Source organism: Spirosoma aerolatum (assembly GCF_002056795.1).
Lineage (GTDB): Bacteria > Bacteroidota > Bacteroidia > Cytophagales > Spirosomataceae > Spirosoma > Spirosoma aerolatum.
Map to the genome: position 1 here is coordinate 6,278,964 of NZ_CP020104.1, position 12,909 is coordinate 6,291,872.

Below are 12,909 nucleotides of genomic sequence, written 5' to 3' on the forward strand. Positions count from 1 at the left end.
GGGTCAATTGGATTTTGGCCAATATTTTGAAGGCATCATAGATTCGTAACTGAACGCTATGATGCCTTCGCTGTATTCCGTACCTGTTGCATAGCCAGCCGTAACTGTTGCCGAACCGTTTCGACAGGTATACCCAGCGAACGAGCGGCTTCTTCGGGCGTGCAGTTTTTAAATAAAACCATATCCAGCAATTGTTTTTGCTGTGTTTCAGCAAAAACAATTGCTGGATATTCGTCCAGGACCGCTGCCTTACTTTCGCCCCACATCGGACGAACTACCTGCCCGGTTTCAGTTAATTGAAGTGTTGGTCTGGGCGCGGTAGACCGTTCCTTAAGGGCCTCCAGAGCTGTACAGCGGGCTATTTGCAGGAGCCATATAAATAAGGGTTGTTTCGTCGGCTTAAATTGAGGTAGCTCCGAACGGACTCTGCTAAACGTTGTCTCCAGCAACGAAACGGCTTCTGCTTTTTCTGGAATAATTTTATGGATTACACCCAGTAATGCAGCTGCGTATCGGTCATAGATCATTGAAAACGTTAGTTGATTATCGGTTTCCGACTGGCCCAATAATCCCTGTTTCCGCGGGAGCGCAATAGGGATTTTCATATGGATGTAGAGAAAAGTTGTTCATATTAATTAAATAGTCCTTGGGGCATTACGGCAGCGTTGGCAGTTCGTCGGAAGCTTTATCCCTGGAATACTATGGGCAACTAACATTTTGTTCAGAATTAAGTTTAATTATTTTTCTTTGTGGTTATCCACCACTCTTTTCTGCCCTTTCCCAGAACGGGAGTAGGATTGCCATGCGGTTCGTTTGTACCTTTGAACCTGCATTCAATCTGACTTTATGAAATACAAGAAGCACGTTTTCATTTGTAATAACCAGAAGCCTGCCCCCAAGAAGTCGTGTGGCGAAGCACATGGGAATGAATTAGTCGATGCGTTCAAAGCCGCTCTGGCCGAACGCGGATTACTGAAAGAGATGCGGGCCCAGCGAACCGGCTGCCTTGATGCCTGCGCCTTCGGCCCCAGTCTGGTCGTATACCCCGAAGGTACGTATTATGGTAATGTACAACTTTCTGATGTCGATGAAATTGTTGACAGCCATCTGGTAAACAATCAGCCCGTCGAACGATTGAAGCTGGACTTTTAACGTTTGCGGCTTTTGGTGTACGATTCGCTGTTCCTAACCCATCAGGTTTACGTGCGTCAGCTCATCGAAAACTGTATACCAAAAGCCGTAAACAGAAAACCACGCCCTATGTACAAACACCTGTTTTTCGACCTCGATCATACCTTGTGGGATTTCGACCGGAACTCAGCCGAGTGTATCATTGAGCTTTTTGAAACCTTCCGACTGGCCGATCTGGGTATTGAATCGGCATCGGAATTTAGTCGGCACTTTATTGCCGTGAACCGAAAGCTATGGGCCGACTACGACAAAAACCTGATCGAGCACAGTTATATCCGGCAGCACCGATTTCCGATGGTATTTCGCGCATTGGGTATTGACGAGTCGGCTATCCAGGTCGATCTGAATGCCGAATACCTGAAATTGCTTCCTTACAAACCACATCTATTGGAATCGGCCCGCGATATTCTGGACTACCTGCATGGCCGGTATGTGATGCACATTATCACCAACGGGTTCGCCGAAATTCAGGCAATCAAGATGAACAGTTCCGATATTGCTCACTATTTCGTGAACGTAATTACGAGTGAGAAAGCCAACGCCAAAAAGCCTGATCCAAGGGTATTTGAGTACGCGATGGCGATCAGTGGCACAACAGCCGCCGAGAGTCTGATGATTGGCGATAACTACGAGGCCGATATTCTGGGAGCTAAAAGTGTGGGTATCGACACGCTATTCTATAACCCGGAAGGCATGTCTGTTGCCGATAAACCGACCTACGAGATTCGCCACTGGAATGAACTCAGGGCTATTCTATAATATGTTTATGGTTAACCCTATACTCCAACCTATCAATGAACCTAAAAAATAAAACAGCTATCGTTTCGGGAGGAGCTTCCGGTTTAGGCGAAGCCACTACGCGCATGCTGGTTGCCAACGGAGCCAATGTGGTTGTTCTCGACCTGAACGATACTCGAGGGCAAGCGCTGACTGACGAACTGGGGGCGCAGGTGCGTTTTCATCGAACCAATGTTACCGATGAGGCTGATGTACAGGCAGCAGTCAATCTGGCCATTGCAACGTTTGGTGGTTTGCATATCAATGTCAACTGCGCTGGTGTAGCCGAAGCCCGCAAAACGGTTGGCAAAGTCGATGGCGTGTATGGTGCGCACTCGCTGGCGGCTTTTCAAAAAGTTATTTCCGTCAATCTGATTGGCACCTTCAATGTTATTCGGCTGGTGGCCCTGGCTATGGAGTCAAATGCCCCCAACGAAGAAGGCGAGCGTGGCATCATTATCAATACGGCTTCAGTAGCGGCTTATGACGGGCAGATCGGCCAGGCCGCTTATTCGGCCTCAAAAGGTGGCATTGTCGGAATGACCTTACCCATTGCCCGCGATCTGGCTCGTTCCGGCATTCGGGTCATGACCATTGCTCCTGGTTTATTCGAAACACCTTTGCTCGCCGGCCTACCCGAAGAAGCACGTCTATCTTTAGGTCAGCAGGTGCCGTTCCCATCCCGGCTGGGTCGGCCTGGAGAATATGCCATGCTGGCCAAGAGCATTATCGAAAATCCGATGCTCAATGGTGAAGTGATCCGACTGGACGGTGCTATACGAATGGCACCCAAATAACGATTCATCGTTTTACAACACCTCTCCAATGATGAGTAACTGCCCGACGTAGCAATTTTTAGGGGCATATTGTGCTGGATCTGAAATCACTTGATTTCGTTGTTTTAAAATAGCGGCTTTGTCCAGCGTTTGCGAATCAACAGTAAGTTCGATGGTGTGCACACTATCAGGAAGCGGTGGCAGCAGAATGTAGTTGGATCGGTAATACGTGCAAAAACTGTCGAACCGAGGGAACAATATGGGTTCCTGCCCATCAACTACCACCCGGTACTGACCGCAACCCGGCCCCATCACGTCATAAATACCGAAATGAGTACCCCGGAAACGGACTTTCAGTTGTTCACCAGGATTAGCCGCCTTCAACAAAAACGTAAAGCGGTTTGAGAGCTTTCGGGCTACCGAATCAGTAGCTGGCGTAATTACCTGCCATCCCGGCGACCGCGTAGCCCGTTCTGCACTCACCATTTGTGCGTTCTCCCAGTTGTTTGGATAGAGAGGCCCTTTAAGTTGCCCTCGCGGTTTTGTGGCGGTTTTATCCAATACACCAAACGACCGGATCAACGCTTCGGTATAGAGTCGATGCCCCGTTTGCGGATACGGATGCACATTATCGGCCGAAAAAACCAGTTTACCAGGATACTCGTCGGGCTTCCCACTGAAAACCAGTTCGCCCTTTTCGGCCAATTGCACAACTTCCAGCCCCATATGAATGGACGGAATTTCGTAGTGACCGGCAATCGTTTCCATTACCGAAGCCGATAACGGGAAATAGCCTTTTGCCAACGTAGGAGCCATAGTTGCCGATAACGTGTACACAAAACAGATATCCGTTTGCGGATTGGCTCGCCAGATTTGCCGAACAATACCTTCCATCGCTACGGCAATTGGCATAGGCTTTTTGCCATTGTCATTCACGGCAAATTCCACAAAAACCAGGTCAGGTTTATAGGCCAGAACCTGATCTTTTAGCCGGAAAACACCTAGATCAGATCCTGTACCGCCAATGCCGGCCGCAATCTGTTCGATGCCGGATTTCGGATATTGCTGTTGAAACCACTTCAGTGATTGTTCCCGCCAGCCTCCTCCTGCTTCAGTAATACTCCCTCCCAGATAGGCTATTTTGACAGGTTGCCCGGTTCTGACTTTTTGAAAGAAATAAGGCAGGCCACTACGCGGTCTGCACTCTTGAGCCCTCACCAGCGTATCGGGCTGAGCTACACTTACGCAGGCAATGCCAAGCAGCGTAAGCAACAGCGTATAAAAAGAAGCCGTTTTTACCATGTCGAAAAGATTTCCAGGTTGATCGTATTTTCAGAAGGCCACAATGAGCGACACCCTACTCAGGAATGCAACAAAACTCCCTGCGCTTTTATAAAAAGCGACTCACGGAATCCGCAAGTCGCTCTAAGAAATAGCATACTGCATTGTTTATTGCACAGAAACCAGTTCTATATCAAACCGCAATGGGGCATAAGGCGGTATTATATAACTTGCCGTACTCGAATTTGTTACGCCCTTATCGGCATACCCCAACTTCGAGGCAAATACAATCGTTGCTTTTTCGCCAACCTTCAGTTTTGATAATCCTTCCGAAAAACCAGGTATAAATTGGGTAGCGGTCGATGCGAGGGTACCGGTACCGGTACTATCAAAGGCGGTCCCCAGTTTCAGGTTCGACGTAGCTCGAAGCAATTGGCCCCTATACTTTATAATCAGCGTTTGCGTAGGTCCTGGCGTTAGGCCGGTAGGGTTCGACTGTGTTTTGATAAAACGTAAGCCCGTTGATGTCACCTCGGTTGGCGTCATTTTCTGGGTTGTCAGGTATTCGTCCATCTGCTGATCTTCAGTGCGCACCCGACTGAGTCTTACATCAAACCGAACAGGCGAGTTGGCCGGGAGATCGGAGGTCGACCCATTCCCAAATGCCAAAACCGACGGCATAATCATCACAGCCTGATCGCCTTCATGCATTTTCAACAGCCCCTCTTCCAGGCCCGGTAGCAGTACCCCCTGATATAAATACCGATACATAGGTGTGCTAATGTAGGTTGAATCCAGCAGGCGATCTGTAACCGTAACAGCCCCACTCGAATTACTAGGCCCATACAAGGCGTAAAGCCGATAATTAAACTCTATTTCTGTCCCATAAGTCGCCGTCAGTCCTGTTGCATTTACTTTCAGCGGAGCAAAGAAAAGACCAGTATTGCTGGTAGTACCGGTTAGGCCTTTAAGAGATGTATACGTCTTAATATCAGCCATGTTAGCCTGGTAAATCGTGCTAGGGTCCTGGCCTGGATCGACCACGCTATTCGAGCAGGAAGTTAGTCCGAAGCTAACTAGAAGGCCAAAAAAGAAGAAAGGTAATGTACGCATGAAAAATTGAATTGATAATCGTTGTTGATCTTAGTTTACTTGGCCGAAACCACCGTAACCGTATATACTAATGGTGTATAAGGAGCCACCCGATATAGATACGTTCCATCAGTAGGTGTGGTTGCTTTATTACCAGTTGCTGCATACCCCCTGGCCGATGGAAAAATAAGTATAGCCGATTCGCCCACGCGCAACTGGCTCAGTCCCTCGGTAAACCCACTCAGGTTCTTTACATTAGCCCCTGTCGTATCGAAGTCAACCGCCGTTTTTGCCCGAAGCTGCTTCACTATAGCCGTTGTGGTTATTACGGTTTTACCACTCACTGCGTCGCCGGTAGGATTGGCAGTCGTTCGAATCACGCGCACCCCGTTTGTCGTCGTGGTGGTCACCGTCAGGTTATTGGCGGCAATGTATTCCGCAATCTGCTGATCTTCCGTTCGCGCCCGAACGAGCGTTACATCGTACCGAACGGGCGAATTTGCCGCCACTTTCCCATCGGTCGACCCTACACTCTTGAACGCCAGGCTGGCGGGCATCAGCATGGCAGCACTTTCTCCTTCGTGCATTTTCAGAATGCCCTCCTGCAAACCGGCCTTTAGCGAACCATCGAAAAAGGGAAAAAAGGTCGATGTTGTATCATAGGCCGCATCGACAACTTCGGCTACTATAACATTGGTGTTACTGGTACTACGCGTCAGGACCGATAAGGTATAGTTTAACTCAAGCTCTTCACCAAAAGCCGGAACCACCGTGGATGAACTTGCTTTGGTAGTCACGAAATACAATCCACTCCCCGTTGCCGAGAACGACAGTGGCTGTGTATCCAGATAACTTCGGATAACTTCCAGATTCGACGTATCTGTAGGATCTACGGAACTGTCTGAGCAGGAAGCCAACCCTACGATTGCTAATAGGCTCAAAATAAGTAACTGAACGTTAGGCATCAACACGATACAATATAAGAACTACGTTAATTGACCCACAAACGTGGCAAAACGTTGGGAAATGGATTAAAAGTTTTCGATTAACTGTTTACAGTAAGCCGACTACGGCAACAATACCTGATCGATCAAATGAATGATACCGTTATTGGTGAGAACATCAGCCTGCTTTACACTCGACAGGGTGGCATTCTTGGCACCTTTCACCGTAATCTGCCCTGCTCCTACTGTTACGATCAGCTTACTGCCGCTTAGCAGGGTATTATACGTCCCCGACTGAAGCTGATTAGAAAATACCGCTCCCGGTATAACATGATACAATAACGTATTGGTCAGGGTCTGCACATTGGCCGATTCAATCGCAGTTTTTGTATTATATACTTTGTCCATCATAAAAGCGGCATCGGTTGGCGCGAATACGGTCACTCCATTGGTGGCCGTTGTGCTCGTTAGCATATCGACCAGCGCTGGGCTACTCGTACTAACTCGCTTAAGGGCTGTTGCCAGGTAGGTCAGATTCGGATTATTCTGGATAGCGGCCAGCATAGTACCCGTAGCCGGAACCAACACCCGATCAATGGTATGTATATACCCATTAGCTACTGTGATCGTGGTCTGAGTCAGTTTAGCGTTGTTGATCGATACGGACCCATCGGTCGATTTGTTCACGAACGCAATGCCTTTACTGGCCATTTCTACCGAATTAGCGCCGGAAGGAATAGCACTGATAGCAACCTGACCATATAATACATGATATAAGACAAGTGCCCGCACCTGAGCCGGGGTCATAGCCCGAATCGATTCGGCTGTAATCCCCGACGCCTGGAAAGCAGCATCGGTCGGTGCAAACAAGGTCATATTCCCGTCTTTGAGGGCATCACTAACTCCCGCATACGCAACAGCCGCCCGTAATAATCCAAACTGACTATCTTCCAGAAGTCGGTCGGTTATGGTTTGCGGTTCTGCAACGGCGTCGTCACGTTTCTGACAGCCAAATGTGGCCAGCAGGAGGACAAACACCGAAAGACGACGTAGCGACATCGAAAACGAAGTGTTCATTATAATGGATGGAAAAAAATAGGTTCGTACCCAAACAACGTACCGCCCTACTTTATGTTTTCTGCGGGCACAAAGATACCCAACAAACTGCGAAAGAATGAACGAGTAACCCAGTGAATAGCAGATGTCGACTAGGTTCAGGCTTCTATCATTTTGTAATCTGATCGCTGTCAACTACATACCATCCGTATCTTTCAATAGAACAATACAAACCGATACAGATAGGATAATATCTGAAAATCAATAAAATAATCGTACAGCGCTAAGAACAGCTGCTTGGAATTTCCATTAATAATTGCGTACTTCGTGTCAAATTATAACAAAATGCAAACAGGAACTGTAAAATTCTTCAATGAGACCAAAGGGTTTGGCTTCATTAAACCTGATGACGGTAGCGCTGATATTTTTGTACACGCTTCGGGTGTCATTGATCTTATCCGTGAAAACGACAAAGTAAAATTCAGCGTCGAGCAGGGAAAGAAAGGCTTGAATGCTGTCGATGTCGAACGAGCTTAATTGTACGATATACGTTACGTAGTGAGTCATACGAAAAGCACACCTTGCGGGTGTGCTTTTCGTATTTTACAGCGAATCAGCGGCTCTACCTGAAACCACAGACTAAAATAGTCGCTCTATAACGCTCTTAAATCAACGACACCCTCTCTTCGCTTAAGCTAGCAAGCTGACACGGCACCGATTTACCGACCAAATTGAGGAATCAGATCGAATCGTTTCGTTGCCTGTTCGTCGCTCAGATACAGCACTGTTTTGGGCATACCTCTCACCAAATAGGGTTTTTTAGCGGCTTCAGCCTGCTGGCGTGCCACTTCCTGCCGTTCTCTGGCCGTTAATTTTGACTGTTCTCTCATGATAAGTCAGACATTCGTTAACACTGAATTCACAAAAAGAAGGCTATTCGCTCCCTATTGCTATAAGCCTTGGCCTATATCTGTTTTTTTACCTGAATAGCACTCGCCCCTTTAGGCGTAGTCTTTATTTCGAAAATAACGCGATCATTTTCGCTGATTGGCTCGATCAATTCATTCTGATGAACAAACACACTTTGCCGGCTTTGTTTATCCCGAATAAACCCGTACCCTTTTACAGGATCAAAACGAGTCAAAACTCCCTCCCGAATACTTTCCTTTGCTACCTGATTTTGTTGACCATCAGTGGCCCCATCCCCCTTTGATTGAGATGGCTTGTAGATGGGGGGCGTCGATGATAAATTACCATTTTCATCGACATACGCTAGCATTTGATCTAAACTCTTGCCTTTACTGAGGTTAGATTTCCTGTCTTCCCGCTTTTCTTGCTTTTGCAGTTTCTTCTTTTGTCTTGCTTTTTCTTTCTCTCGTTTATTAAATGTTTCTTTGGATGTGCTCATATAGGGGATTTATAGTACTGAATATTAACGTTAAACTTCGCCGAAGGCGAACCAGTCTGTAGAATGATTTCGAAAAATGAATCAATTTCTCTGTACATTTAAATGGAAAACCAGCCAGTTCAAATAAATAGATAAGTATCTGGTTACCAGGCAAATAAATTAATTCATTACTTCGGGCTCCAGGTTGACACGCCGGAAACTTATGTGAGTCATTCACTATTGAAGGCTGTAACAAGCTGGATATCGTTACTATGGGCAACCATTGGTTTACCCCAGGTCACTCCCCGGCTATAGGTACAAATCAGGTATTCTTCAGGCTGTCTGAAGATCGCCAGTACGATTTCTTTATTCTGACTGGACGCTTCTCCAACCGTATCTGACACCAAAGCTCCCTCAAAGGCATAACTGACCTGATAGAAAAAGCCCTGGTTCAATTGATAACCGTAGCCTCGTAAATTGTCGCTTATTCGTTTTAGGATACGCTGAGTTTGGGCTTCGCTAGCCGCAAACGGGATAAAAAACTCCATGAGTTGATGGCTAAAGGACGTGCTAGACCTCAACTCAAAGGGAGTAGAAGGAGAAGTAGTCGATAAACAACTATTTTTCTCTAAAGGTATGTAAATTAATCAGAATGTAAACGAATTATTATTAGACTAGAACCACCCAGGATCGGTAATGCCCAAAGATTTTCTGGTCTGATGTATTAAAATAAGTTAAGACGCTGATGCCTGATTCATCTCTATTCTTTTGATCTGATAGAATTTAGTAACTTTGCAGACTAGGCAGTCGAACATTGGCGATCTAAAGGCATATATCTTAATTCTTGTTAAAACGCCCCACTTGGGATGAAGGAACATATTAACCCGAGCAATCTGCCCCAGCACATAGCCGTTATCATGGATGGAAATGGACGCTGGGCAAAACGGCAGGGAGCAGCCCGGGTATTTGGTCATCGCAGTGCCATCAAGGCTGTGCGTGAAGTTACGGAAGGATGCGCCGAACTGGGCGTAAAATACCTTACCCTCTATGCGTTTTCCACCGAAAACTGGAATCGTCCGAAGTTCGAAGTAGACGCACTCATGACGCTCCTGGTCCATACCATTCGGGATGAAATAAAAACACTGATGAACAATAATGTTCGGCTGGCAACCATCGGTAATACCGACAGCCTGCCAACCGACTGCCGACGTGAACTGGCCGAAGCAATCCGCGAAACCAGTCAGAATACGGGATTAACACTTATTCTGGCCCTAAGCTACAGCGGTCGTTGGGATATAGTGGAGGCCGCTAAAAAACTGGCTGAAGATGTTCGGGATGGCAAATTGACCCCTGAGCAGATTGACGAGACGGCATTTAGCCACCGTCTGACAACGGGTGACATCCCCGACCCGGAACTGATGATCCGAACCAGTGGCGAGATGCGTATCAGCAACTTTATGCTTTGGCAACTGGCGTATGCGGAACTATATATGCCTGACGTACTCTGGCCCGATTTCCGGAAAATTCACCTGCACGAAGCGATTGTGAACTATCAGCAACGCGAGCGCCGGTTTGGTAAAATCAGTGAGCAATTGGTAAAATAAACTACCTGAGCTCCAACCCTGTAGGGCTAATTGGAATCTAATCAATATAATGAATGAATAATGTAAAATGAATACCATCCCCTGATGAGTTCTCATTATTTATTTTACATTATCCATTCACTTAACGTGAATACCAACTTGGAACACCGTATAAAAGTCATATTGGGAGCCGTTTGTCTGCTCATGAGCCTGCTACCCGCTCAGCTTCAGGCTCAGGTACGCGTAGGTGTAGGTCGCGACACTCCGTCTGCACCCGCTGAAAGTAATGATCTGCTCAATTACGCTAACCCTAAAGAGTATGAAATTGTTGGTTTGACCGTAACAGGCACCCGCTACCTCGACCCCAACTCTTTGGTATCGCTGGCGGGCCTGAAAATGGGTGACAAAATCCGAATTCCAGGCGAAGCAGTTGGTTCATCGGTACGTAAGCTGATGGAATCGGGACTGCTCGACAATGTGGAGTTGTTCGCAACCAATGTTAATGGTGAAAAGATCTCACTCATGTTCCGCGTTCAGGAACGCCCCCGTCTTTACCGGGTCAATTTCATTGGTGTCAAAAAAGGGGAGCAGGACAACCTGAAAGATAAAATCAAGCTTAATCTGGGTAAAATTGTAACAAATACAATTACGAAGAATACCCAATTAGCCGTCCGTAAGTACTTCGTCGACAAGGGGTATCTGAATACAAAAGTTAAAATCACGACTATCCCTGATAGCACGCGGAACAATGCAACCATGCGGGTATCCGTCGACAAAGGTCAGAAAATAAAAATTGCCAAAATTAATTTCGAAGGACTGGACGAGGTTGACGAAGATGCTGTGCGGATGAAGATGAAGAGTACCAAAGAAATGCGCTTCGGCCGACTATTCTCTCCCTCGAAATTTATCCCCAAAAAGTACGAAGAGGATAAGCAAAAGCTGCTGGAATACTATAACAAGCTCGGCTACCGGGATGCCGCCATCGAACACGATACCGTAATCAATAACGGAGGACGCACCATTAGCATCAACATGAAGCTGAATGAAGGTCACCAGTATTACTATCGCAAAATCGATTTTTCGGGTAATTACCTCTACACGGCCGATCAGCTCCGTCAGGTACTCGGTATCACCAAAGGAGATATCTATAATCCGGAAGATCTGGAGAAGCGCCTGAACGGAAATCCAGGGCAGGATTTGAGTTCGCAGTACATGGATTTGGGCTATCTGTATTACAACGCCCAGCCTATCGAACGAGCCATTGAAGGTGATTCTATTGACCTTGAAATCCGAATTTTCGAAGGAAAACAAGCTACTATCAATAAGGTAATTCTGAATGGAAATACCAAAACCAGCGACCATGTGGTCATGCGTACCATTCGAACGCTACCTGGTCAGAAATTCTCGAAAACAGCCCTGATTCGTACACAACGTGAATTAGCTACACTCGGATATTTTGACCCCGAAAAAATTGGTATCAACCCCGTGCCCCAGAGCGACGGAACGGTCGATATTGAATACTCCGTTGAAGAAAAGCCTTCTGATCAGATTGAATTGTCGGGTGGTTGGGGTGGTTACGTTGGTTTCGTCGGAACCCTCGGCCTGACCTTCAACAACTTCTCGGCCCGCAATATCCCGAACTTCAGTGCCTGGAAACCTCTACCAGCTGGCGATGGTCAACGAGTTCAGTTGCGCTTCCAGGCCAATGGTAGCCAGTATCAGGTGTATTCGTTGTCGTTTACCGAACCCTGGTTAGGTGGACGCAAACCAAACGCTTTTTCAGTAAGTGCCAGTCATACGGTGTACCGTACATTCTACGACCCACTCAACCCATACAGTATCTATCAGAGTTTACAAGGCCGTACGCCAACAGGTTCATATACAAACACAGCTATTACGATTGGGCTAGGACGTCAGTTGAAGATACCCGATGATTATTTCTCCCTGACAAACTCCCTGTCTTATCAACGATATGACCTGAATAACCTTGACCTGTTCTATATTGGTTATAAGGATGGTATTTCAAATAACATTACATTCAACACAACATTGTCGCGCAATAGCATCGACAATCCACAGTTCCCAAGAAACGGTTCTTCGTTCACGCTGAGCGGTTCGTTTACTCCCCCATATTCAGCATGGCGCACAACAACTGCGGCAGAAGCACCAAGAGATAAATATAAGTTTGTCGAATACCACAAATGGATGTTTGATGCGAGCTGGTTCCAAACTGTGTTCGGCAAACTGGTCCTGAATACACGTGCTCACCTGGGCTTCCTGGGAAGCTATAACAAACGCACCTCTATCGGTCCTTTCGAACGATTTGTATTAGGTGGTTCAGGTCTGGCTGGCCAGGGCCAGTTTGCACTGGCGCAGGACATTATCGGTCTTCGTGGGTATGATGATCGTAGTGTATATACAGCTGATTATGACCGTGCAGTTGATCAGACCTCCCGCAGTCAGGGCGGTGTTGTGTATAACAAATTCGTTGCTGAACTTCGCTACCCCGTATCGCTGAACCCGTCGGCAACCATTTTTGTACTGACCTTCCTGGAAGCCGGAAATAACTGGGCTAGCTACAAACAATATAATCCGTTCGATCTGAAGCGGTCAATGGGCTTCGGTGCTCGTATTTTCATGCCTGCTTTCGGTCTGATTGGTATTGACTACGGCTACGGTTTCGATAAGATACCGGGCGTTAAAGACAAGGCATCGGGGCAGTTCCACTTTACGATTGGGCAGCAAATCAGATAAGATTTTAGAAGAATTGACGTTAAATGGATTTACGAGTCTGGTTACCGGAGCGGTACGGTTTTTGTAAC

General features: G+C 46.9%; 14 protein-coding genes. 6 read left to right on the plus strand and 8 right to left on the minus strand.

Annotated elements, in window-relative coordinates:
• Nucleotides 1-56: 56 nt before the first annotated feature.
• Nucleotides 57-605, minus strand: coding sequence for an RNA polymerase sigma factor (locus B5M13_RS26050; protein WP_080058458.1), 549 nt, complete (start codon nt 603-605; stop codon nt 57-59).
• A 241-nt stretch (nt 606-846) separates the two neighbouring features.
• On the opposite strand from B5M13_RS26050, the gene B5M13_RS26055 reads away from it, so the two are divergent.
• The 3 genes from B5M13_RS26055 (at nt 847) to B5M13_RS26065 (ending at nt 2,765) form a co-directional block, all read left to right on the plus strand.
• Nucleotides 847-1,152, plus strand: coding sequence for a (2Fe-2S) ferredoxin domain-containing protein (locus tag B5M13_RS26055; protein ID WP_080058459.1), 306 nt, complete (start codon nt 847-849; stop codon nt 1,150-1,152).
• A gap of 108 nt (nt 1,153-1,260) precedes the next feature.
• Nucleotides 1,261-1,950, plus strand: coding sequence for a YjjG family noncanonical pyrimidine nucleotidase (locus tag B5M13_RS26060; protein ID WP_080060085.1), 690 nt, complete (start codon nt 1,261-1,263; stop codon nt 1,948-1,950).
• Nucleotides 1,951-1,985: 35 nt separating this feature from the next.
• Nucleotides 1,986-2,765, plus strand: a complete 780-nt coding sequence (locus B5M13_RS26065) for a 3-hydroxyacyl-CoA dehydrogenase (protein ID WP_080058460.1) — start codon at nt 1,986-1,988, stop codon at nt 2,763-2,765.
• Nucleotides 2,766-2,777: 12 nt separating this feature from the next.
• Here the strand turns inward: B5M13_RS26065 and B5M13_RS26070 are convergent, their stop codons facing one another.
• The 4 genes from B5M13_RS26070 to B5M13_RS26085 form a co-directional block, all read right to left on the minus strand.
• A complete protein-coding gene (locus tag B5M13_RS26070; RefSeq protein ID WP_080058461.1) occupies nt 2,778-4,046 on the minus strand; it encodes an SGNH/GDSL hydrolase family protein in 1,269 nt (422 codons plus the stop codon).
• Nucleotides 4,047-4,193: 147 nt separating this feature from the next.
• Nucleotides 4,194-5,138 (minus strand): FKBP-type peptidyl-prolyl cis-trans isomerase, encoded by a 945-nt coding sequence (locus tag B5M13_RS26075; protein WP_080058462.1) that lies wholly within the window; start codon nt 5,136-5,138, stop codon nt 4,194-4,196.
• A 35-nt stretch (nt 5,139-5,173) separates the two neighbouring features.
• Nucleotides 5,174-6,058 carry an FKBP-type peptidyl-prolyl cis-trans isomerase gene (locus B5M13_RS26080; protein ID WP_245859504.1) on the minus strand — a complete coding sequence of 295 codons (885 nt, stop codon included), beginning with the start codon at nt 6,056-6,058 and terminating at the stop codon, nt 5,174-5,176.
• Between the two features lie 126 nt (nt 6,059-6,184).
• Nucleotides 6,185-7,138 carry a fasciclin domain-containing protein gene (locus tag B5M13_RS26085; RefSeq protein ID WP_080058464.1) on the minus strand — a complete coding sequence of 318 codons (954 nt, stop codon included), beginning with the start codon at nt 7,136-7,138 and terminating at the stop codon, nt 6,185-6,187.
• 324 nt (nt 7,139-7,462) lie between these two features.
• Here B5M13_RS26085 and B5M13_RS26090 point away from each other — a divergent pair, with 324 nt between their 5' ends.
• Nucleotides 7,463-7,654: a cold-shock protein gene (locus B5M13_RS26090; protein WP_020594869.1), complete on the plus strand. Its 192-nt coding sequence runs from the start codon at nt 7,463-7,465 to the stop codon at nt 7,652-7,654.
• A 182-nt stretch (nt 7,655-7,836) separates the two neighbouring features.
• Here B5M13_RS26090 and B5M13_RS33745 read toward each other — a convergent pair whose 3' ends face one another.
• The 3 genes from B5M13_RS33745 to B5M13_RS26100 form a co-directional block, all read right to left on the minus strand.
• Entirely contained in the window at nt 7,837-8,007 is a 171-nt protein-coding gene (locus B5M13_RS33745) for a hypothetical protein (protein WP_170061194.1), read from the minus strand.
• Between the two features lie 74 nt (nt 8,008-8,081).
• A complete protein-coding gene (locus B5M13_RS26095; protein WP_080058465.1) occupies nt 8,082-8,525 on the minus strand; it encodes a cold-shock protein in 444 nt (147 codons plus the stop codon).
• A 209-nt stretch (nt 8,526-8,734) separates the two neighbouring features.
• The gene (locus tag B5M13_RS26100) at nt 8,735-9,052 is read right to left on the minus strand and encodes a hypothetical protein (protein ID WP_080058466.1); all 318 of its coding nucleotides are present in this window, start codon (nt 9,050-9,052) and stop codon (nt 8,735-8,737) included.
• A 318-nt stretch (nt 9,053-9,370) separates the two neighbouring features.
• Here B5M13_RS26100 and B5M13_RS26105 point away from each other — a divergent pair, with 318 nt between their 5' ends.
• Nucleotides 9,371-10,108 carry an isoprenyl transferase gene (locus B5M13_RS26105; protein WP_080058467.1) on the plus strand — a complete coding sequence of 246 codons (738 nt, stop codon included), beginning with the start codon at nt 9,371-9,373 and terminating at the stop codon, nt 10,106-10,108.
• Between the two features lie 183 nt (nt 10,109-10,291).
• Entirely contained in the window at nt 10,292-12,841 is a 2,550-nt protein-coding gene (gene bamA, locus B5M13_RS26110; RefSeq protein ID WP_245860102.1) for an outer membrane protein assembly factor BamA, read from the plus strand.
• Nucleotides 12,842-12,909 lie beyond the last annotated feature (68 nt).